Genomic DNA, 23,109 nt, shown 5'->3' with positions numbered 1-23,109 from the left:
GTTACCGTCGGACTTTTTATTTTTATAATATCAACCAAAATGAAAAAGCTTTATTTAAACTATGTTGAATCCTTCAAGGGATTATCTACCGAAATCTGGTACCTAGCACTAATAAGTTTGGTAAACAGAGCTGGTACTATGGTCATTCCCTTCTTGTCTTTATACCTTAAAAATGACCTAGGGTTTTCGGAAGTAGATATTGGTTCGATATTTGCCTGCTTCGGAATTGGTTCTTTTTTTGGTTCACTTTTAGGTGGTAAGCTGACTGACATTTTCGGATTTTATAAAGTAATGATCGCCAGTTTATTCTTAACCGGAGTTTGTTTTATCTCACTGCAGTTTATCGATTCATTTTGGGGATTGTGTTTGGGGATATTAATAACCATGACAATTGCAGACAGCTTTAGGCCTGCTATATTTGTTGCCATTAAAGCTTACAGTAAACCTGAGAATAGAACCCGTTCTGTTGGATTGATCCGTTTAGCGATCAATGCCGGAATGGGTATCGGACCAACATTAGCGGGTTTAATTATTGTGATGGAAGGTTATAACATCTTATTCTGGATCGATGGTGCTACTTGTATTTTAGCAATACTACTGTTTAGTTACTTGGTAAAAGACCCAAAAATTAAACCTTCAGAAGCTCGAGAAAAACATCAGAATTTAGATAAGAATGTGGTATACAAAGACAAATCGTTTTGGATCCACTCTGTTATTTGTTTTCTCTTTGGAATGGCATTCTTTCAGTTGTTTACAACAATGCCCTTGTATTACAATCAAATATTTCATCTCGATGAGTTCAAGGTAGGGATTTTATTATTCTTGAATGTTGCCATCATTGTAGTATTTGAAATGCCACTTTTGAATTATTTAGAAAAACGATTAATACCTGTTACCAAACACATTATTATGGCTTGTGTTTTGCTAAGTCTAGGTTTTTTGGTGCTTTATCAGAATTTCTGGATAGGTATTCTAATTGTAAATATGGTACTCCTCACCCTCAGTGAGATGCTAGGATTTCCGTATACCAACAAATTTGCCCTTCAACGTGCAAAAGAAGGATTAGAAGGAAGTTATATGGCTTTGTACGCCATGTCCTTTTCTATGGCTCATATTTTTAGTCCGAAAATCGGACTTAGTGTGGTGCATCATTTTGGATTTCAAATGAACTGGTTAATAACCTTCGGTTATGGTATTTTAGGAATTGCTTTAGCCATGTGGTTACATCAACGTGCAAAACAAAATTTATAATGAATTTAAATCAAATTACAATTCCGTCGTTAGACGTCGTTTCGGCGACGGAATACTATAAAACCCTCGGATTAGTACTTATCGTAGATGCTCTACCGAGATATGTAAGGTTTGAATGCCCTGAAGGTGACAGCACAATGTCTATCCATAAAGTTGAGGCACTGCCATCGGGTGATGATCCTATTACCATTTATTTTCAAAATGAGAATTTAGACGAAATCGTTTCTCAACTAAAACAAAAAGGTATTACTTTTACTAGTGACCCAGAGGACAAACCATGGCTCTGGCGAGAGGCGCACTTAAAAGATCCCGATGGCAATCGAATAATACTTTACAGCGCCGGTGAGAATAGAAAAAATCCGCCTTGGCGAATTAAAAATTAATACCCGAATGAAAAAAATAAAATTCATAGTTCTGGCTTTGTTGCTCATAACTTTTGCTTGCAGTGACAAAAAGGAAACTAAAGCATCTTCTAATGAATCGAAGGAGATTATTAGTAAAGAATTACCACAATTAGACCCAGATCGGTATAATGTGGCTTTCCTGATTATGGATGGCGTTTACAATACAGAACTTACAGCACCCTACGACATTTTTCAACATACGATTTTTAGAGAAGGTATAAAGGCGATGAATGTGTTTACTGTGGCAAATACCAATGAGCCCGTTGTAACCTTTGAAGGAATGCGCCTTCTGCCAGATTTCAATTACCTTGAAGATGATCTGCCAAAGATTGATATTTTAGTTGTTCCAAGTGCTGAACATCATTTAGACACAGATCTTGAAGACGAGGCCATGCTAAATTTTGTAAAAGATGTTGATAAACAGGCCCAATTCATTACCTCACATTGTGATGGCGCCTTTGTATTAGCCAAAGCAGGCTTGCTAGATGGAATCGTTTCTACAACCTTCCCAAGTGATATAGATAAAATGCGTGACATGTTCCCAGAACTCGAAATAAGAAAGGATGTTCTCTTCGTGCACGACGGTAAATATATTACTTCCGCTGGTGGTGCAAAATCCTTTGAAGCTGCATTATACTTGAGCGAATTCTTATACGGTAAAGAAATAGCAAAATCTTTGGCTGGAGGATTAGTTATTGATTGGGACCTCAACAAGGTACCTCACTTAGTGATCGATTAATCCGTTACTTTAACGGTTTAATTTCGCTGTGTTTTATTACATGCGATAGAACGATCTGAGTCCTTGTTTCACCATAAGAAATAAGTTGATCAATAAAGGTCTCCAGATGCTTCTGATTTTTTAAGACCACTTCCATAACAATATTATCGTTACCCGTAATTCTATAACAGTTGACGACCTCATCATAAGTTTTCACTTTCTCGAGAAAAGGTTTTAGCATTCCCATAAAAGCTCTTAAAGTTATAATAGCCTTAAGTTGATAACCCGTTTTGAAAGGTGATACAAAAGTGGTATATCCTTGAATAATTTCGGCATCCTCCATCTTTTTAATACGCTCACTTACAGCGGGTGAGCTTACGCCTACCCGCCTACTGATCTCTGCGTTAGACATGCGTGCATTCTCCTGTAGACACTTTAAAATCTTCCAATTTAGATTATCAACACTCATTTAAAATTTTTTACAAAAATTAACATCTATTCTAAAGTAAATATAAGGTTTTACTTTAATATTTAAAGCAAAATGTGATTTTTACTCCGTAATTTCGTAATAATTGCTATTGAAAATGAATTATAACCTACCATCACACTTATCGGAATTGCCTATATATCAGAAGGCACTAGATATTATTATGCTATCGCGAAGCATTTCTACTTACATAAATCACGACCTTTCGTACTTGAATGAAGACGGTTCTGAGGATAATGATATTTATTTCTCTGGTGATATAGTGCAGCAGTCGACTAATCTTGCGCCTGAGATTATCAATGCTGAACGCGAGCGCTTTTCTGAAAAGAAGCATAAACATCTTGAAAGTTTAGAGCGCCTCACTAACAAGTTATATAGCAATTGCAGACGTTTGGAGCGATCAAAAAGTAATGGTAGAGATTATCTTCCTATTCTTAAGGGTGAACTAAAAACGTTTAGAAAATTGCAACGCAGCTGGATGATGACTTTATAATTCAGTTACAATTTATTTTACTCATCAGATTTAATTTTATTAGTATATTCATTTCATGAGAATATACCTTTTGTCCCTGTTAGCCATATTATTTTGGGGTTGTAGTAGCCAAAAACCATCTAACCCTTTAACATCATCCATAAATTTTGAAAATTATAACTATAAGTTTGGACGTAAATATGCCAAGAATCGTCTTATTTATTCAGGAAAAGTAAAATCTGAGATCTTAGATGATTTGCAGCGTTTTGTGTCATCCATTTCAAGTGATTTTGATAAAAATAAAACACTTTTAATAAATTTTGAGTATGATGCTTATCACTGTATAAGTGCAAATCCTAAATACATAAAAAATGCAGATAAATTACTTCAGAATGTTTTCAATATTTCAAACAGACATGCTGTAAAATTCGATATTCAGCATTTGTGTGCCTATTCAAAATCATCACCTCTGGTTGACTATCTGTCTGAAAATCCAAACTGGGTTTTAGATAACGGAATCATTGAAAATACCTTTTTTAGTAATAGTCAGATATGCAGTGGATTTGTGATCATAGAACCAGACGGTTCCTTTTTATGTCACTTTGGAGAAGACTACTTTTCTGAAGTTAATGACTATTTTGAAAAAGAATAGATTAGCACTACATATTCCTTCTGTACTGACCGCCAACCTCAAACAATGCTGATGTAATCTGACCTAAAGAACACACTTTACACACTTCCATCAGAGCTTCAAAAATGTTTTTATTATTTACAGCTTTCATCTGAAGATCCTTCAACAATTCAGCAGTATCATTGGCCTTATGTAAGTTCTGAAGTGTTTTAATTTGAAACTCTTTTTCCTCTTCAGTTGCTCTAATAACTTCAGCCGGTTGTACCGTTGGAGACCCTTTACTACTGAGGAAGGTATTCACACCAATGATCGGGAATTGCCCATTGTGTTTTAAGGTCTCGTAGTACAAACTCTCTTCCTGAATTTTTGAACGCTGATACATGGTTTCCATAGCGCCAAGAACACCACCTCGCTCTGTAATTCTATCAAACTCTGCAAGTACAGCTTCTTCAACTAAATCAGTTAATTCTTCAATGATAAATGACCCTTGAATCGGGTTTTCATTCTTCGCCAATCCTAATTCTTTATTAATGATCAACTGAATTGCCATTGCACGACGCACCGATTCCTCAGTTGGGGTTGTAATCGCCTCATCATAAGCATTTGTATGCAAGGAATTACAGTTATCATAAATAGCATATAAAGCCTGAAGTGTTGTTCTGATGTCGTTGAAATCTATTTCCTGAGCATGTAGGCTTCGACCCGAAGTCTGAATGTGATACTTCAACATTTGTGCTCTAGGATTTGCACCGTATTTATGTTTTAAGGCCTTAGCCCAAATCTTTCGAGCTACGCGACCAATGACGGCATATTCAGGATCAATTCCGTTTGAAAAGAAGAAAGATAAATTCGGTCCAAATTTATTGATATCCATTCCTCTGCTTAAGTAGTATTCTACATAAGTAAACCCATTTGCTAACGTAAATGCCAATTGCGAAATGGGGTTAGCACCCGCTTCAGCAATATGATACCCAGAAATAGAGACAGAATAGAAATTACGGACATTATGATCTATGAAATACTCTTGAATATCTCCCATGAGACGTAAGGCAAATTCTGTTGAAAAAATACACGTATTTTGAGCTTGATCTTCTTTTAAAATATCCGCCTGAACCGTTCCTCTTACCTGAGCTATGGTCTTAGCTTTAATATCATTATAGACATCAGCTGGTAACACCTGATCTCCTGTAACACCCAAAAGCATAAGCCCCAAACCATCATTTCCTTCAGGAATATCGCCATTGTAAACTGGTCGCTCTTTGCCTTTGTAGATTGCTGCGATTTTTTTCTCGACCTCCTTCTCTAAACCATTTTCCTTGATGTAAATTTCGCATTGTTGGTCTATGGCGGCGTTCATAAAAAAGCCTAATAACATTGGCGCCGGACCATTAATCGTCATACTTACCGAGGTCATTGGGTCGGCTAGATTAAATCCGGAGTACAATTTTTTGGCATCGTCTAAACAACAAATGGAAACACCAGCATTTCCAATTTTACCATAAATATCTGGTCGGTAATCTGGATCGTTTCCGTATAGAGTAACGCTATCAAAAGCTGTAGATAATCGTTTCGCTGGCATCCCTAAACTTACGTAATGAAAACGTCTGTTGGTACGCTCTGGGCCACCTTCGCCTGCGAACATTCTGGTTGGATCTTCGCCTGTTCTTTTAAATGGATATAATCCTGAAGCATATGGAAACTCTCCAGGAACATTTTCTTGTAAAGACCATTTCAGAATATCGCCCCACGCCTGATATTTTGGTAAGGCTACCTTCGGAATATCAGAATGCGATAAGGACTTGGTATGCGTCTCAATTTTAATTTCTTTGTCTCGAACTTTGAACGAATAGATTGGCGCTTTATAACGGTTAACTTTATCTTCCCAACCGGTGATGATCTCCCAGTTATAAGGATCTAAATTCAGTTTTACACGATCGAATTCTGCAATGAGTAATTTCAAGAAATCACGATTGTCATCTTGAGCATTACCAAGAATTTCATCAAAGTCTAAACCATTCTTATTTAATAATGATTTCTCATTTTCATTTGAAACTTCAGCAACCGAGCAAATGGTTTTAAATATACCGTAAAGCTTTTGAGCTACCTCTACTTGTGCACTTGCTGTTTTATCATAAGCACGATTGTTCTCAGCAATTTCCGAAAGGTAACGCGTGCGCGCTGGATGAATCACAAAAATCTTCTCGCTCATTTCTTTAGAAATCTCAAATGAAGACTTGAGTTCTGCCTCGGTTTTCTCAACGATCTTATCCATGATCGCCTTGTACAAGGTATTCATTCCAGGATCATTGAATTGCGATGCGATGGTGCCGAATACCGGCATTGTATCAGGGTCAGCATGCCATAAATTATGGTTACGCATGTACTGTTTCTTCACATCTCGAAGTGCATCAAGCGCACCTCGTTTATCAAATTTATTGATGGCTACTAGATCTGCAAAGTCGAGCATATCGATCTTTTCAAGCTGAGTTGCCGCACCAAATTCAGGGGTCATTACATATAAGGACACATCACTGTGCTCGAGGATTTCGGTATCTGATTGTCCGATACCTGAAGTTTCCAAAATGATAAGATCGTACTCAGCAGCTTTCAAAACTTCAACAGCTTCATTCACATATTTCGATAATGCTAAGTTAGATTGACGCGTCGCTAAACTGCGCATGTAAACGCGTGGTGAATTGATGGCATTCATGCGAATTCTGTCGCCAAGTAAAGCGCCTCCCGTTTTTCTTTTTGAAGGATCAACAGAAATAAGTCCGACTGTTTTCTCAGGAAAATCTAAAAGGAAACGACGCACGAGCTCATCCACTAAGGACGATTTACCAGCACCACCAGTTCCTGTGATTCCTAAAACAGGCGTTTTTGAATCTTTATTTTTAGTATGAATAGTTTGAAGCGCATCCTTAGCAATTTCTGGGAAATTCTCAGCAGCTGAAATAACTCGGGCAATAGATTTTGGGTTTTTTTCGTGTAGAACCTTAACCTCACCATTCAGCTGATCGCCAATCGCAAAATCTGATTTTTGAACCAGATCATTGATCATACCTTGAAGTCCCATTTCTCTTCCATCATCGGGTGAATAAATTCTGGTAATTCCATAATTCATTAACTCTTCAATTTCTTCAGGAAGAATAACGCCGCCACCGCCGCCAAAAATCTTAATATGACCTGCGCCTTTTTCTTTCAGTAAGTCATACATGTATTTGAAATACTCATTATGTCCTCCTTGATATGAAGTCATAGCTATAGCATTGGCATCTTCTTGGATGGCCGTATTTACGACTTCTTCAACGCTTCGGTCGTGACCTAAATGAATCACTTCAACACCTGTAGATTGAATAATTCTTCGCATAATATTGATTGCGGCATCATGACCGTCAAATAGCGAAGCAGCTGTTACAATTCTGATTTTGTGTTTTGGCTTATAAGGTGCGACTTGTTCCATTCGTAAAAAAAAGACTTATTTGAATGGCAAATTTACGGAATATTCAAAAATATATGGCATTAATTAACAATAATCTAAAACTTTCGCAAAGTACGTCTGGCAAGGTATTTTGATTAAATTTATCCATTCATCAAAGTTCGTTTTTATGAACAAAATTACTTTGCTAATACATTGCGATGACCAGCCTAATATTATAGCTTCTGTTACAAATTTTATGGCTCATAATAGCGGTAACATCGTCTATATAGATCAACACGTTGATAGAGAGCAGAATATATTCTTTATGCGCCTTGAATGTGAGTTTGATTCAGCTACATTTTCCATAGAAGATTTCAAGACATCCTTCAGAAATACACTGGTAGATACATTCAATTTGAAATGGCGTATCTATGCTGCCGACAAAAAGCCACGTATGGCATTGTTCATTTCAAAATACGACCATTGTCTTTATGATATTTTAGGGCGCTATAATTCTGGCGAGCTTTTCCTTGATATTCCATTTATATTAAGTAATCATTTAGATCTTAAACCCATTGCTGATCGTTTTAAAATTCCTTTTTACCATGTGCCCGTCACCAAGGAAACCAAACCGGCGGCAGAGCAAAAACAATTAGAACTTTTGGAAGAACATCGTATTGATTTTATCGTTCTAGCAAGATATATGCAAATTGTCTCGGGTCGTTTAATTGATAAATATCCCAATAAGATCATAAATATTCATCACTCATTTTTACCGGCATTTATTGGTGCCAAACCTTATCATTCGGCATATAAACGAGGTGTAAAGATCATTGGTGCAACGAGTCATTATATCACTGAAGAATTAGATGCTGGTCCGATTATAGAGCAGGATGTTACGCGTGTATCGCATTCGCATTCTATAGAGGATCTTATCTCTAAAGGACGTGACTTAGAAAAGATTGTTTTGTCGAATGCTATTAAACTTCATGCTGATCGTAAAGTGATGGTTTACAATAATAAAACGGTAGTTTTTTCGTAAGTCTATAACCCAAAATTATCGCCTTCTTTAGCGAATCTGAAACCTAAATTTTGCAGACTGTCTTTTAGATGATGCTTATCTTTAATAGCAGGGTTTGTATGATTAAAGTGAATGAAATGAATTTTGTTCTTCGTCTCTGAGGTTTCGTTTTCAAATAAAGTTGTAGTCTCAGTCGTAAAGGGATGCGGAATTTTACTCATATCCCTTTCTAGTTCGCCATCTCTAAAAAATGAGGCATCTAAAAATGCATAATCTACCTTTTTTACTTCTTCAATTATGTTTCTTTTCCATTGGTGCCATTTATCGATATCTGGAATAAACAGTGCCGATTTTCTTTTACCTTCAATTTTATAACCAACAGTTTCTGAATACTCATCGCGATGAGGCACTAAAATTGGAGTAATCTTAAGGTTATCATTTAATGCTATAATTGAATCATTTTTCAATGCCTTGATATTAATATTTCTTAAGCTAACTAATTGACTCCATGGGCCATTAGATTCTAAAAATTGTTTCATTTTTGGCATTGCATAAACTGGTATTTCCTCGGAACCAAGAGCCTCTCTGCCAAGTTGCATCAATCCTGTGTAATGCCCAATGTGGGCGTGAGTTAAAAATATTCCATCAATTACTTTATCGGTCTGAATATGCCTTTCCTTAAGAATTTGAATCTGTTCAACTATATCTGGCGTAGCATCAAATAGCCACTTTTTATTGACATTTTTATCTACAAGACCTAAACATGAAATCAGTTTTTTGGACTCTTCACCATTATAATAAGCACTACAGCATTTCTTTTCACAATTAATTTGAGGATAACCTGCATCCTGAGCAATGCCTAATACGGTAATGTATTGTTCTGAATTAACGTCTGCTATTTCTTTAGTGTTACCAGCAACATTTGCTTGTTCATTGCAAGCAAACAAAAAACAAACAGAGATTAAGAGGAAAACTTGAAATCTTTTCATGCTTAAAAATTATATTTGTTAAAGATAAAAACCTAAATCCATGATAAAAAGAATTCTTAGCATACTTATAGTCATTAGTCTCTGCTCTTGTGCTGAACTTCAAAATGTAATTAACGATCTTCCTCAAGGTGGAGGACTTAGTAATGCAGATATGGCAGCCGGACTTCGGCAAGCACTCGACTTCGGAATTGATAAACAGGTTACTAAACTCACTCAAAAAGACGGTTTTTATAAGAATGAACTTGTTAAAATTTTGCTTCCTGAAGAATTGAAAAATGTGGACAAAGCTTTGCGAAAAATTGGCCTTAGCAGTTTGGCAGATGAAGGAATCAAAGCACTAAACAGAGCTGCTGAAGATGCCGTAAAAGAGGCCACTCCAATTTTTGTAAATGCTGTAAAGGACATTACTTTTAACGATGCAAAATCTATTCTACTTGGTAATGATAATGCCGCCACAGAATATTTAACTTCCAAGACACAAACAGCACTTTATAATAAGTTCAAACCTGTTATTGATAGGTCTTTTGGCAAGGTTGGTGCAGATCAGATCTGGACGAACCTCATCACTAAATATAATGATCTTCCTTTAACCAATGATGTTAATCCCGATCTTACAGATTATGTTACTACCGAAGCACTAGATGGTGTCTATACCATGATTGCAGTAGAAGAAAAAGAAATCAGAAATAAAGTTTCTTCGCGCACAACGGATCTATTAAAAAAGGTGTTTGCAATTCAAGATTAAATAACGACTGTTTAATTTATTTGTTAAAGTTTTAAACAATTTGTTAAAACGTATATGATTATTTATTAATTTAACATCATTAATTAATAACCATCGTTGTGTCTAATTCAGAGAAACTGCTCAGAAAGCAGTCAAAATTAAAACAAAAGTACCTCCAACTCATTGAAGATGCTTATAATCTGAGACAGTCAGATCATGCACTTAGTGATATCTCTGAATACAGAGCTACCATTGTATTACATGAATTGAACAAGTTAAAGTTTATTATTGGAGAATCGGCCATTCAGGCTAACTGATCACTCTTTACGTTTATATAACCCATCAAAGGCTATAGCAACTTCCTTACCTTCAGTTATGGTTTCCCACAATTGGCGTACGGTACCATCTTCATTGTCTGTCCATGTTACGCGATGATAAAAGGTTTTACCTTCAGCATTGGTCTCATCATCCGTTCTTAAAATCATTTGATTTCCAACCTTATTTCCTTTTAAATGAAGACTTTGCCCTTGATTATCAACCCAAATTTGTTCCCATTGTTTGGCCTTGTAATTGTAGAAATTATTACTGGTTCCGGTGTATCCTGGTGTAGCGCTCGTCCAGTTTTCTTGTAAAATACAATTATCCTGAACTTTCTCAATGACGTTTTCACCAGCCTTGGTTCCATTCGGATTAGTAACTTCCCATGTGCCTACCCAAAAATCGAATTCAGCGTGGGTTTCCGAACAACAATTACAGGCCTTATTCTGTGCAAGTGAGGAAACGGTAAATAGGAGCATTACGGCGAGCGTGTAAATTGATCTCATGATTGATATAGTTTCTACTAAAGTTATTAAACTATATTTAATTATATGCTAATATTAACATAACATTTAAGTGCCCGAAAGTCAACATCTTTGTAAAGCAAAAGAGATTAAGTCTTAAAAGAGATTAGAACAGTTAGTTAGATTAAGGTCGGTATTTTAGTTAGGTACCGACTTTTTTATTTTGAATGAATAGATTCAAAGTATTGAAAAGCTTTTTGAAGCCGACTGCCATACCACGAGAACATTTCGCCATCAACGATCTCAATAGTTTTATTTGGAAAGTGATTTCTCAATTCTTCTACGTGTTGTGATTTAAAAGGATAGGGCTCACTTGATAAAAAAATATGCGATGCCTCCTTCAAACATGAATGATCTAATTGAATCTCAGGGTAGCGCGTTTCATGTTCAAACACATTTAAGAAACCTGCTTCTTTTAGCATGGTGTTAATAAAGGTGTTAGATCCAACCACCATCCATGGTTTTTTCCAAATGAAATAGGCTACTTTTGGCCACAACCCTTTTGTGATTTTAGCTTGAAAACGCTCTCTTTCGTTTTGAATATTCGATATCATTTCTAAAGCTTTAGAAGTAACTTTAAATAATTCACCATAGCTATAAATAAGATCATAGCAATCTTCTAAAGAGTCAATATCGCTAACATGAACAGGTGCAATAGACTCTAATGCTTCTATCATCTCCTTGGTATTTTCTTCCTTATTGCAAAGAATGATATCTGGCTCTAGAGCTTTTATCTTATCAAGATGAACTTGCTTGGTGCCTCCTACTATTGATTTTTCCTTTCTAAGCTGGTGTGGATGAATACAGAACTTGGTAATCCCAACGAGCGCTTGTTCTATGCCAAGATCAACTAATAATTCTGTTTGTGAAGGAACAATGGAAATAATTCTTTTTGGAGTACCTTTTAAGCGTATTTCACGATTCAGCTGATCCTTGTAAATCATTATGAGAATTTACGCTTTAACTCTTCAGACATTTGAAGTTGTAATTCTTCTGCCTTCTTAGCTGAGGCAATCGCAAAATCTTCATCTTGAGATGTATAAATTATTCCTCTAGAAGAATTAATTAGTAAACCGACCGAGTCATTCATTCCATATTTGCATACATCTTGCAGATTACCACCTTGAGCGCCAACACCTGGAACTAGTAGAAAACTATCAGCAATAATTTTACGAATATCTGCTAAAAATTCAGCTTTAGTAGCACCTACTACATACATGAGATTTTCTGAATTATTCCAAGTTTTTGAGGTTTGCAAAACGCGTTTATAAAGCTCTTCGCCATCAAGCATTTTTGTTTGAAAATCAAAAGCACCCTGGTTAGAAGTCAGGGCTAATAGAATGGTATGCTTGTCCTTAAACGCCAGAAACGGTTCTACTGAATCTTTTCCCATATAGGGCGCCACTGTAACACTATCGAAACCTAAGTCTTCAAAAAAGGCCTTCGCATACATTGAACTCGTATTACCAATATCACCGCGTTTGGCGTCAGCAATGGTGTAGATCTCAGGATGATTGGTATTGAGATAATTGATTGTTTTCTCCAAAGCTTGCCAACCTTTAATACCATAGGCTTCATAAAACGCTGTGTTAGGTTTATAAGCAACACACAAATGGTGTGTGGCATCAATTATGGCTTTATTAAAAGCAAAAATTGGGTCATCCTCTTTTAAGAGATGCGTCGGAATTTTATTGAGATCAACATCTAAGCCTATACAAAGGAAAGATTGCTTTTTATGGATCTGTTCTACAAGTTGCTTTGTTGTCATATATATCATCCCTGTAAACACAGGAATCTCATTATTTTTTTATACTCTGTAATTAACTCTTGCTTCCGAAGAAATTTCAAAATAAAAAAGCCTCAACATGAGGCTTAAATTTAAATTATGTCTCCGCTAGCTTTCAACAATTCAGTGTTTTCTGCTAACATAAGTTCATCTATGATCTTTTGGATATCACCATTTATAATATTCTGAAGATCATATAATGTTAAACCTATTCTGTGATCCGTTACACGACCTTGAGGATAATTATAAGTTCTAATTTTTGCACTTCGATCTCCCGAGCTTACCATACTTTTACGCTTCTCTGAATCTGCTTCCTGACGCTTACGCATCTCTTCTTCATAAAGTCTAGAACGCAATACCTTAAGGGCTTTCTCTAAATTTTTGTGCGATGATTTTTGATCCTGGCAACTTACAATCATTCCGGTTGGCTCGTGATGTAATTTAATTGCCGAATAGGTTGTATTCACCGACTGACCACCTGGACCAGTGGATGTGGTGCGCTCTATTCGAACTTCGGTCATATCGAGTTCAAAATCGAATTCTTCAGCTTCAGGCAAAACGATAACCGTGGCTGCACTTGTATGCACACGACCTTGGGTTTCGGTTTGTGGTACACGCTGAACACGATGAACACCTGCTTCAAACTTTAGCGTTCCATAGACATCTTCACCAGTAACTTCGAAAATTATTTCTTTAAAACCACCTGAGGTACCTTCGTTCATACTTACAACACTAGTACTCCAACCTTTATCGCTACAGTATTTAGAATACATTCTGTAAAGGTCACCAGCAAAAATACTTGCTTCATCACCACCTGTACCTGCTCTGACCTCAACAACTACATTTTTGGCATCATCAGGATCTTTTGGAATTAGTAAAAATCTAATTTCCTCCTCTATCTTTGGCAGGGCTTCCTTGGCATCGTCGAGTTCCATTTTGGCCATTTCCACCATCTCAGCATCTGAACCATCAGAAATAATCTCTTCAGCTTCAGCGATATTATCTAAAAGGGTTTTGTAAATATTGCCTTTATCTACGATCTGCTTTAGATCTTTATATTCTTTATTAAGTTGAATATATCGTTTCTGATCGGCAATAATATCGGGCTGAATTATGAGATCATTAACCTCATCGAATCGTTGTTTTACTATCTGAATTTTCTCTAACATCGGTCTTCAAAAAATTGAAGTCAAAAGTACAATTTTTTATGGATTTTATGGCACTTGAAATTTGTAGAGCTGTTTGAAAAATATTTTTTATGGGTTGTACGTTGTATGTATATGCTAAGGCAGTTCACCTCTATACTAAACTATTATAAGCCGCTAGCATTATGGTCCTTTTTGGTGACCATTGCTATTACGGTTATTAATCCGGCATTGATTTTGGCGTTATGTACCAAATTATTTCTGGTGTTTTTGTTATGGATCATGGTAAGCGACAGACGACTGAGACAGCGCCTGAAGTTTTATAAGATCAGAGGTGTATCGCACTTTAAATTTTTTAGCACAATCTTTATTTTCGACAGCCTCATAACCTGCACATTCTTGCTACTCATAAAAGGATTCATATAATTATGAATCGTGCAGTAATTATTCTACAGTTTTACAGGCAATTTTTGGCTTGGTCCTTAGTATTAAACTTGCTATTCATCTGGCTTCAATCGCATTATATTTTAGCGCTTTTAACAAAGTTATTTCTCACGCTATTTACTTGGTACTTTATGAATGAAACGAGTAATAAACGGCAATTTACCTTCTATAAAAATCTGGGATTATCGCCATGGATTTTGTTTACGTCTATGTTCATTATTGATAGCTTTTTAACGCTTCTAATTTTATTTATTTTTTAAAACTATTACCCATTGATTTTTGAAATAGACAACGTAGAATTATCCTTTAAAAGCAAACGCATTTTAGGTGGAATTTACCTCAAGGCTGAAACGGGAAGAGTGACTTCTGTACTTGGCCGTAATGGCTGTGGTAAAAGTAGCCTGATGAACATCGCCTTTGGTAATTTAAGGCCAAAGTATAAGATGGTGAGAATTGATAAGAAACCTATTCAGATACCGCTTTATAAAACTAATCTTGTGAAGTTTTTACCACAATATAATTTTATCCCTTCAAGACTAAAATTGTCTTTTGCTTTTAAATTATACGGCGTTAACTGGACGGACTTTATTGAACATTTCGAGGGGTTTTTAAAATATAAAAATTCAAAGTTTAATCAACTTTCTGGTGGCGAACGCCGTGTTGTTGAGACTTTTATTATACTAAAGTCGAAAAGTAAAATTATTTTCTTAGACGAGCCGTTTTCACACATTGCTCCTCTATATGTTGAACGTATTAAAACACTTATTCTCGAAGAAAAAAAGGAGAAGGTCGTTATCCTTTCAGACCATATGTATGAACATGTGATAGACTGTTCTGATGATATTTATCTCATTAAAAATGGTGCGACCAAAAAAATCAATGAATTGACGGAACTTGAGGATTATAATTACCTAAATTGAAAGAAAACTAGAGTGCTTTATTCTCTTTATTAAAAATGGTATCTAAGTCTACAACAACACCAACACCAAGCAACTGCTTCCATTGCATTCTAGCACCTTCAACGACTACTTCTTCATTGGTCATTTCATTTCGTTCTACTTCAACTTTAATATCATTATCATAACGCAGATGGGATCCAAAAGTCGCCTGAACATACTTGTTGACCTTCATATCTAGATTAACTTCCCAGTCGAAATCAATATTTCCGAAACTATTGAGGTAATCTGTATATAATCGTACTCGAGTATTCAAATTCATATTTTCAAATACTTCGTCTTCAAATTGTCCTGTAAATAGTATTCCTAATTCCTGACGCGTTTTCTTGCCTTCTCTTATTATATTTCCTTCAAGATCAAAAATGGCAGGATCTACACCAAATGCACCTTGATTAGATAGCGTCTCGTCTAGAACAAAAGTGGTCTTCAAGGTAAACGGTGAGCCATAAAATGACAACCTTTCTATATGTCGACCATATTCCATTCCAATACCTAAAAAGACATAACCTGGCGCTAAAAATCTCGAAATAGGCTGCTCTGAATTGGGACTACTAAATCCATTGGCAAATTGGGTGTTAAAACTAAATCGCGCTGAATAAAACCAATTACTTTGTGGATTTTTTTCAATTCCAAAATTTGAAACCACTTCGATAACATCCTCGGTTTTAAAAATCGGCTCCGCTTCCTGTTTATTAAGACCATAGCGCAAGACTAAAGATGAATTCCAGAATAATTTTTCTTGTTTGTATCTAGCTACTGCCTTTCCACTAATTATTGCTGAAATTGAATTGGCACCACCGGCGTTCCAATTTGTAAAGGACACCTGATTTAGATAAAATCCGACATCTTTTTTCGTTGACCAGCCATAAATTACGTCTGGTTTTTTGTCTTCTTTGAAATACAGCGAATCGGGTTGAGCGTTAATATTAATGGCGAATAGAATTAATATAACGACAAGGATACATCTGGAAATTTTCATACCTATTTATTAATATTCGAAAGTACCGTATTCACTATTGATAGTTAGCTTTTTTGAGTCTGAAGCCTCTACCCTTCCAATAATTTGAGCATCGACATTGAAGGATTCTGAAATTGAAATAATATCTTCAGCGACTTCAGGTTTTACATAAAGCTCCATTCTGTGACCACAGTTGAATACCTGATACATTTCCTTCCAATCGGTCTTAGATTGCTCTTGAATAAGCTTAAATAACGGTGGAATTTCAAACATGTTATCCTTAATGACATGTAAGTTTTCGATAAAGTGAAGGATTTTGGTTTGAGCACCGCCACTACAATGAATCATCCCATGAATGGCATCGCTATTGTACTTGTTCAATATCGCCTTAATGATTGGTGCATAAGTTCTAGTCGGCGACAATACCAACTTCCCTGCATCTAAAGGAGAATTTTCTACAGGGTCTGTGAGCTTTACTTGTCCTGAGTACACTAAATCTTCAGGAACAGATGCATCAAAACTTTCAGGATATGTGCTAGCCAAATACTTGGAGAAGACATCGTGCCTAGCAGAGGTTAATCCGTTACTGCCCATTCCGCCATTATATTCCGTTTCATAGCTTGCTTTTCCGAAGGAAGCCAAACCAACAATTACATCACCTTCAGATATATTCACATTATCAATAACGTCGGTACGTTTCATGCGGGCTGTCACTGTAGAATCGACTATGATCGTACGAACCAGATCACCAACATCGGCAGTTTCTCCACCGGTAGAATGCACCGTAACTCCAAATTTCTTTAGATCTTCGATTAATTCTTCTGTACCGTTAATAATAGCAGAGATCACTTCGCCTGGAATTAGATTCTTATTTCTACCTATCGTAGAAGATAGCATTATGTTATCCGTAGCACCGACACATAGCAAGTCGTCAATATTCATAATTAAGGCATCTTGGGCAATACCTTTCCAGACAGAAAGATCGCCTGTTTCTTTCCAATACATATAGGCAAGAGATGACTTTGTGCCAGCACCATCGGCATGCATTATAAGGCAATACTGATCATCATTTGTTAAGTAGTCGGGAACGATTTTACAAAAAGCCTTGGGAAATAGGCCTTTGTCAATATTTTTAATGGCATTATGAACATCTTCCTTTGAGGCAGAAACGCCTCTCTGGGCATATCTTTTGCTAACCGAATTACTCATTATTATTTATTATGATATTGGTTTTGCAAAATTAAGAATAGTAATGAATTATTCGAGCAAATTAGAATTTATTACTGTTTCGATATTCTCCATCAAGCGGTTCTTTCTTTTTTCGCCGCCAAAGTAGTAGTTGATTCCTATGCCAGCTCTGATGAAGTATTCATCATTATCTGGTACGATCAGCCCTTCCATTTCATTTGAAAGTGCATAATTGAATTCTCCATACAATTTAACCCCTACTTTGTCGAACAACAAATATTCTACACCTAAACCAGCCTGCACTTTTGGTTGAGAGTTTTCAAAATCGGTCGTGGTATTATAGCCATAACCGGCGTAAATAAATGGTGACAATTCATCACAAGGAAGAATTAAATATTCTAAATTAAAATCGAAAGACATAAAACCCTGATGAAAAGTCTCGTTGAATGCCAAATTATATCTATTGAAGGAAAGATTAACATTCAAGGATTCAGTAAAATAGTGTTTAAATCCTATTCTTAAATGCATATCTATTTCAGGATCTGGATAATCGCTATTTATCAAAGCTAACCCGACACCCCCATCAATGACATTTGTGCCTCGCAGATTATAGAACTCAATTTTATAAAAGGGAAATGAATTATCCTCTTGGATAACTTCTTCGTCTTGTGCATGCCCGACAAAACAAAAAACGGCTAAAACTATAAGTAGTAAATGGTTCTTAGCAATAGTAAACATTTTACATAAATTAGTTGTAAGCTTATATCATATAGATTTGGAGTTGAGCAAATAAGCTAAATAAAATTTGAATTCCTTTAAAATATAGGATTAACGGTAATAAAAATAGGATAAAGCTAAAATTTTAGCTTTATCCTATTTATTTTAACTAGCCTATCGGCTTGATTATGTTTTACTTAAATTTAGGATTCCGTCTGTAGCTCGGGCTGTATATTCACAACCTCATCCTTAACAACATCTTTTATGTCTTCGGAATTGTCTTGAGAAAGAATTAGAGTCGCACCCACAAGAATAGCTACACTTAATAGTAACTTCTTCATTTTTACAAATATTGATTAATAGCACTACAAACATACTAAATAAACCTGTTGTGAAGTCCGCCAAGACTGGTTTTTTTGGTTTAATTAACAGGGTTTTCGATAACGCGACAATAGTCATCGACAAACGACACGAAAAATATTTTTAAAAATTATTTTCTACGTAGAATTACGTAGTTTAATACCAGTTTTAAAAGCACTTTGTTAAACCAAAACACCTATCTGGTAAACAAAAGTTCTCTGTATTTGGTCAATGGCCAGAGCTCATCATCAATCATTAATTCTAACTTATCACTGTGATATCTGATCTCCTCAAAAAACGGTTTTACCTTTTTACAGTAACCATTGGCTTTCTTCTCTAAATTGTTTTCTTTGTTCAATTTTTTCCGAACGTCGATCATCTTGGTCACCAATGAATTAATCGCCTCTATGTGTTTAGAAATCTGTTCGATCAATTCGAGTTGTTCTTGCGCAAGATCCTTGAATTTATCACCATATATTGCTTTTAAACCAGTAACATTTTCAATTAAAATATTTTGATATCTCACGGCAGTTGGTACCACATGATTTCGGGCAATATCACCAATAACTCTGCTTTCAATCTGTACATGGAGAATATATTCTTCCATTTCAATTTCATAACGTGCCTGTACCTCTACCGGATTCATAACTCCAAGGTTTTCAAAAAGGGCAATAGTTTCTTTAGACACCTTCACTTTCAAAGCTTCTGGAGTTGTTTTATTGTTACTTAAACCTCGTTTTTTAGCTTCCTTTTCCCAAGCTTCACTGTATCCATTCCCTTCAAACAAAATAGCCTTTGACGTTTTAATATATTCTCTTAATATATTGAATATGGCATCATCCTTTTTCATGGATTTTTCATCGATCAAAACATCAACCTCAGCTTTAAAATCAATAAGTTGCTTGGCAACAATGGTATTTAATACAGTCATGGGATTAGCACAATTTGCCTTTGATCCTACAGCTCTAAATTCAAACTTATTACCTGTAAATGCGAAAGGAGAAGTTCTATTTCGGTCTGTATTGTCGAGTAGAATTTCAGGAATTTTACCGACAACATTAAGTTTAAGATCTGTTTTTTCCTGTGGTGACAGCTTACCTTTAGTCACTGATTCTAATTCTTCCAGTACTTTTGTTAACTGGGCACCAATAAATACAGAAATTATCGCAGGTGGAGCTTCGTTAGCGCCTAGTCGATGATCATTACTTTCTGAGGCGATTGCCGCTCTAAGTAATTCTTCATAGGTCTGTACTGCCTTAATCGTATTGATAAAGAAGGTAAGAAATTGAAGATTGCTCATTGGCGTTTTACCAGGAGATAATAAATTAATTCCTGTATCGGTACTTAGACTCCAATTATTATGTTTACCTGATCCATTTACGCCAGCAAATGGTTTTTCATGCATTAATACTTTAAAATTATGACGTTGTGCTACCTTCTGCATCACATCCATTAATAAAGAATTGTGATCTACCGCTAAATTGGCCTCTTCGAAAATTGGGGCTAATTCAAACTGATTTGGTGCAACTTCATTATGGCGTGTTTTAACAGGAATACCTAACAACATACATTCGTTCTCGAGATCACGCATGTAGGCCATAGCTCTCGCTGGAATGGTGCCAAAATAATGATCATCTAGTTGTTGCCCCTTCGCAGGAGAATGACCCAATAAGGTTCTTCCTGTTAGAACGATGTCTGGTCTTGATGTTGCCAAAGCATTGTCTATTAGAAAGTATTCTTGCTCCCATCCTAAAGATGCGTTGACTTTTCTAACGTTTTTATCAAAGTATTTACATACAGCAACAGCAGCTTTATCAACGGCATGCAATGCTCTTAATAATGGTGTTTTATAATCTAAGGCTTCGCCTGTGTAGGAAACAAAAACTGTAGGAATACATAAGGTAGTTCCATAAATAAAAGCTGGTGAGGTTGGATCCCATGCGGTATACCCTCGAGCCTCAAAAGTATTTCGAATACCACCATGCGGAAAACTTGAAGCATCTGGCTCCTGCTGCACCAATTGGCTTCCTCCAAACTTTTCAATAGCCAATCCGTCTCCAATAGTTTCAAAAAATGCATCATGCTTTTCTGCGGTAGCTCCAGTTAACGGTTGAAACCAGTGCGTATAATGTGTGGCTCCTTTAGAAATAGCCCATTCTTTCATCGCAGTAGAAATATGATCTGCTAAAACCCTATCAATTTTAGATCCTTTATCAATGGCTTCCATGATACTTTTTAGGGCGTCCTTAGTTAAGTACTGGCGCATTGTTGTTTCATTGAAAACATTTGAACCAAAAACTTCTGACCGTCTTTTGGTCTCATCGACGGTTAATGGCCTCCGATTTAAGGATTCTTTTACAGCATGAAATCTTAATGTTGACATATTGATAAAATTTTGGGTCAAAAATACGAAATTATTAATTTTGACTAGTTGACCCTGCAAAAAATAGGGTTATTAACAATTATTAATAACATTTCATCTAAAACACCCTCTATTTTTTGACCAATTAAAAAAAAAGGTAATCTTTGCATGGTCAAATTATAAATTATATAATGATGAGTAAATCTAAATTAGAGTACATATGGCTGGATGGTTATAAGCCAACTCAAAACATGAGAAGTAAAACTAAAATTGAGGAGAATTTTAGTGGTAAATTAGAAGATTGTCCGATTTGGTCTTTTGATGGATCTTCTACCCGACAAGCATTAGGAGGTTCTTCAGATTGTTTATTGAAGCCTGTAGCGATCTATCCAGATCCTGCTAGAAAGGATGGTTATTTAGTAATGACTGAAGTTTTAAATGCCGATGGAACACCACACGAATCTAACGGACGAGCTACAATCGATGATGATGATAACGATTTCTGGTTTGGTTTTGAACAGGAGTACTTTATAATGGACAGAAAAACACAATTACCACTTGGTTTCCCTGTTGGTGGTTACCCTGCACCACAAGGAATGTATTATTGTTCTGTAGGTGGACGTAATACTCATGGTAGAGAGCTCGTTGAGCGCCATGCTGATTACTGTATTGCAGCCGGACTTAATTTTGAAGGTATTAATCAAGAGGTTGCTTCTGGTCAGTGGGAATTCCAATTATTTGCTAAAGGAGCTAAAAAAGCTGGGGATGAAATTTGGGTTGCACGTTACATGTTAGACCGTTTAACAGAAGAGTATGGTTACTATATAGAATACCATCCAAAACCACTAGGTAAAGATATGGACTGGAATGGATCTGGTATGCACGCCAACTTCTCTAATACTACATTAAGAACAGCGGGTAGCAAAGAAATATATGAAAAGATCTGTGAAGCCTTCAGACCAGTAGTTAAAGAACATATTGCTGTTTACGGTGAGTTTAACGACCAACGTTTAACAGGTGATCACGAAACACAATCTATAGACGAATTTAGCTATGGAGTTTCAGATAGAGGTGCTTCGATACGTATTCCTATTATTACTGTTGAAAAAGGATGGAAAGGATGGTTAGAAGATCGTCGTCCTGCTTCTAATGCAGACCCATATAAGGTTGCAGGAAGAATTGTTAAGACTGTAAAAAGTGCAAATGTATAATTTGCAATAAATGTTAAGATAGAAAGTCCGCAATTGCGGACTTTTTTATTTTAAAGCTAATACGATAAAAACGAGATAGGCTCCGAATAGCAAGAATCCTTTCAATCTATTTATTTGGAATCGCTTCGGAATTAAAATTAATGGTACCAAAACAGCTGCAAAGGCGATCATCCAAAAAATATTCGTTGATAATATTTCAGGTGTGTTTGGATTAACCTCAATAGGTTTAACAATAGCGGTTAAACCAAGCACTGAAGCAATATTAAAAATATTAGAGCCTATGAGATTACCGAGCGAAATAGCTTTTTCCTTTTTCAATGCAGCAATAACTGAAGCCGCTAATTCTGGCACACTTGTACCAATAGCAATTACCGTCACGGAAATAGCATAATCGCTAACACCGACCGTTTTGGCCAATTCTTTAGCGCCATCCACTAACCACTCCGACCCAAAATACAATCCTGCAGCACCTATTAATAGCCAGGCAACGATCTTAAAATTTGACACCACCGCTAAAGTATCGTCAACCTCTTCTAAATTAGCCTTAATCGTTTTTCTTGAACTTCTAATAAGTATAAATAGAAATAACATTAAAGCAACAAATAAGATTGCTCCTTCAATTGCTGATAATACCTGATCATTTTTCAAAAAGAAATAAAGAGCGAAAGAGACCAACATCATCATTGGCCAATTTAACTTGTAGAAATCTTTATCTACTACTAAAGGAGAAATAATAGCTGTAATTCCTAGAACCAACCCAATATTAGCTATGTTAGACCCAATTACATTTCCGAGAGCAATATCTGTAACACCGTCGAAAGCAGCCTGTAAACTCACCAACAATTCGGGTGCTGATGTTGCAAATGACACCACGGTCATTCCAATGACCAACTTTGAGATTTTTAGTTTGAAAGAGAGTCCGACCGATGCTCTCACTAAAAAATCACCACCTACAACAAGTGCCGCTAAACCAACAAGAACAAGAAATATGCTCATCTTTTAAACAAAAATTTAATCCTCTT

The 23,109-nt window shown here is 36.0% G+C and carries 23 protein-coding genes; 10 read left to right on the top strand and 13 right to left on the bottom strand.

Annotation, left to right across the window (positions count from 1 at the left end; translation table 11 throughout):
* Positions 1-39: 39 nt before the first annotated feature.
* From DDY94_RS07535 to DDY94_RS07525, 3 genes are read left to right on the top strand one after another with little or no spacing between them, the layout of a single operon-like run.
* Positions 40-1,251, top strand: coding sequence for an MDR family MFS transporter (locus DDY94_RS07535; protein WP_111683467.1), 1,212 nt, complete (start codon positions 40-42; stop codon positions 1,249-1,251).
* Positions 1,251-1,634, top strand: a complete 384-nt coding sequence (locus tag DDY94_RS07530; protein WP_111683466.1) for a VOC family protein — start codon at positions 1,251-1,253, stop codon at positions 1,632-1,634. The genes DDY94_RS07535 and DDY94_RS07530 overlap by 1 nt, the downstream gene beginning before the upstream one ends.
* Before the next feature lie 7 nt (positions 1,635-1,641).
* Positions 1,642-2,394, top strand: coding sequence for a DJ-1/PfpI family protein (locus DDY94_RS07525; protein WP_111683732.1), 753 nt, complete (start codon positions 1,642-1,644; stop codon positions 2,392-2,394).
* Positions 2,395-2,398: 4 nt separating this feature from the next.
* Here DDY94_RS07525 and DDY94_RS07520 read toward each other — a convergent pair whose 3' ends face one another.
* Positions 2,399-2,842, bottom strand: a complete 444-nt coding sequence (locus DDY94_RS07520; RefSeq protein ID WP_111683465.1) for an Lrp/AsnC family transcriptional regulator — start codon at positions 2,840-2,842, stop codon at positions 2,399-2,401.
* Between the two features lie 115 nt (positions 2,843-2,957).
* Between DDY94_RS07520 and DDY94_RS07515 the strand changes: the two genes are divergently transcribed.
* The gene (locus DDY94_RS07515) at positions 2,958-3,353 is read left to right on the top strand and encodes a hypothetical protein (RefSeq protein ID WP_111683464.1); all 396 of its coding nucleotides are present in this window, start codon (positions 2,958-2,960) and stop codon (positions 3,351-3,353) included.
* 55 nt (positions 3,354-3,408) lie between these two features.
* Positions 3,409-3,984 (top strand): hypothetical protein, encoded by a 576-nt coding sequence (locus DDY94_RS07510; protein WP_111683463.1) that lies wholly within the window; start codon positions 3,409-3,411, stop codon positions 3,982-3,984.
* Between the two features lie 7 nt (positions 3,985-3,991).
* Here the strand turns inward: DDY94_RS07510 and DDY94_RS07505 are convergent, their stop codons facing one another.
* The gene (locus DDY94_RS07505; protein WP_111683462.1) at positions 3,992-7,426 is read right to left on the bottom strand and encodes a methylmalonyl-CoA mutase family protein; all 3,435 of its coding nucleotides are present in this window, start codon (positions 7,424-7,426) and stop codon (positions 3,992-3,994) included.
* A gap of 145 nt (positions 7,427-7,571) precedes the next feature.
* Here DDY94_RS07505 and purU point away from each other — a divergent pair, with 145 nt between their 5' ends.
* Positions 7,572-8,426 (top strand): formyltetrahydrofolate deformylase, encoded by an 855-nt coding sequence (gene purU / locus DDY94_RS07500; protein ID WP_111683461.1) that lies wholly within the window; start codon positions 7,572-7,574, stop codon positions 8,424-8,426.
* Positions 8,427-8,428: 2 nt separating this feature from the next.
* Here the strand turns inward: purU and DDY94_RS07495 are convergent, their stop codons facing one another.
* Complete coding sequence (locus DDY94_RS07495) at positions 8,429-9,394, bottom strand: MBL fold metallo-hydrolase (RefSeq protein WP_111683459.1); 966 nt, start codon at positions 9,392-9,394, stop codon at positions 8,429-8,431.
* Between the two features lie 40 nt (positions 9,395-9,434).
* On the opposite strand from DDY94_RS07495, the gene DDY94_RS07490 reads away from it, so the two are divergent.
* The gene (locus DDY94_RS07490; protein WP_111683458.1) at positions 9,435-10,139 is read left to right on the top strand and encodes a DUF4197 domain-containing protein; all 705 of its coding nucleotides are present in this window, start codon (positions 9,435-9,437) and stop codon (positions 10,137-10,139) included.
* A gap of 98 nt (positions 10,140-10,237) precedes the next feature.
* Entirely contained in the window at positions 10,238-10,435 is a 198-nt protein-coding gene (locus DDY94_RS07485; protein ID WP_111683456.1) for a Lacal_2735 family protein, read from the top strand.
* Here DDY94_RS07485 and DDY94_RS07480 read toward each other — a convergent pair whose 3' ends face one another.
* From DDY94_RS07480 to prfA, 4 genes are all read right to left on the bottom strand, one after another.
* Positions 10,436-10,942 carry a hypothetical protein gene (locus tag DDY94_RS07480; protein ID WP_111683454.1) on the bottom strand — a complete coding sequence of 169 codons (507 nt, stop codon included), beginning with the start codon at positions 10,940-10,942 and terminating at the stop codon, positions 10,436-10,438. It abuts the gene before it with no gap.
* A 176-nt stretch (positions 10,943-11,118) separates the two neighbouring features.
* On the bottom strand, positions 11,119-11,904 hold the full coding sequence (locus DDY94_RS07475; protein ID WP_111683452.1) for an ABC transporter substrate-binding protein: 786 nt from the start codon (positions 11,902-11,904) through the stop codon (positions 11,119-11,121).
* Positions 11,904-12,728, bottom strand: a complete 825-nt coding sequence (pyrF, locus tag DDY94_RS07470) for an orotidine-5'-phosphate decarboxylase (RefSeq protein WP_111683450.1) — start codon at positions 12,726-12,728, stop codon at positions 11,904-11,906. Before pyrF ends, DDY94_RS07475 begins: the two co-directional genes overlap by 1 nt.
* Positions 12,729-12,838: 110 nt before the next feature.
* Positions 12,839-13,915, bottom strand: a complete 1,077-nt coding sequence (gene prfA / locus DDY94_RS07465; protein ID WP_111683448.1) for a peptide chain release factor 1 — start codon at positions 13,913-13,915, stop codon at positions 12,839-12,841.
* Between the two features lie 692 nt (positions 13,916-14,607).
* Here prfA and DDY94_RS07455 point away from each other — a divergent pair.
* On the top strand, positions 14,608-15,255 hold the full coding sequence (locus DDY94_RS07455; protein WP_111683446.1) for an ATP-binding cassette domain-containing protein: 648 nt from the start codon (positions 14,608-14,610) through the stop codon (positions 15,253-15,255).
* A 7-nt stretch (positions 15,256-15,262) separates the two neighbouring features.
* On the opposite strand, the gene DDY94_RS07450 is transcribed toward DDY94_RS07455, so the two are convergent.
* From DDY94_RS07450 to DDY94_RS07435, 5 genes are all read right to left on the bottom strand, one after another.
* Entirely contained in the window at positions 15,263-16,270 is a 1,008-nt protein-coding gene (locus tag DDY94_RS07450) for a DUF3078 domain-containing protein (protein ID WP_111683444.1), read from the bottom strand.
* Positions 16,271-16,279: 9 nt separating this feature from the next.
* Positions 16,280-17,458 carry an AIR synthase related protein gene (locus tag DDY94_RS07445; RefSeq protein WP_111683442.1) on the bottom strand — a complete coding sequence of 393 codons (1,179 nt, stop codon included), beginning with the start codon at positions 17,456-17,458 and terminating at the stop codon, positions 16,280-16,282.
* A 48-nt stretch (positions 17,459-17,506) separates the two neighbouring features.
* Entirely contained in the window at positions 17,507-18,175 is a 669-nt protein-coding gene (locus tag DDY94_RS07440; protein ID WP_111683440.1) for a porin family protein, read from the bottom strand.
* Between the two features lie 182 nt (positions 18,176-18,357).
* A complete protein-coding gene (locus tag DDY94_RS16120; protein ID WP_157957276.1) occupies positions 18,358-18,495 on the bottom strand; it encodes a hypothetical protein in 138 nt (45 codons plus the stop codon).
* 215 nt (positions 18,496-18,710) lie between these two features.
* A complete protein-coding gene (locus tag DDY94_RS07435) occupies positions 18,711-20,897 on the bottom strand; it encodes a glutamine synthetase III family protein (RefSeq protein WP_111683438.1) in 2,187 nt (728 codons plus the stop codon).
* Positions 20,898-21,070: 173 nt separating this feature from the next.
* Here DDY94_RS07435 and DDY94_RS07430 point away from each other — a divergent pair, with 173 nt between their 5' ends.
* The gene (locus tag DDY94_RS07430; protein ID WP_111683730.1) at positions 21,071-22,087 is read left to right on the top strand and encodes a glutamine synthetase beta-grasp domain-containing protein; all 1,017 of its coding nucleotides are present in this window, start codon (positions 21,071-21,073) and stop codon (positions 22,085-22,087) included.
* A 45-nt stretch (positions 22,088-22,132) separates the two neighbouring features.
* Here the strand turns inward: DDY94_RS07430 and DDY94_RS07425 are convergent, their stop codons facing one another.
* The gene (locus DDY94_RS07425) at positions 22,133-23,083 is read right to left on the bottom strand and encodes a calcium/sodium antiporter (RefSeq protein WP_111683437.1); all 951 of its coding nucleotides are present in this window, start codon (positions 23,081-23,083) and stop codon (positions 22,133-22,135) included.
* Positions 23,084-23,109: the final 26 nt, after the last annotated feature.

It is taken from the genome of Winogradskyella tangerina, from assembly GCF_003260205.1.
In the GTDB taxonomy this organism is placed as follows: domain Bacteria; phylum Bacteroidota; class Bacteroidia; order Flavobacteriales; family Flavobacteriaceae; genus Winogradskyella; species Winogradskyella tangerina.
Note: the sequence above shows the minus strand (reverse complement) of the source record. Positions and strands in the feature narration are given on the sequence as shown.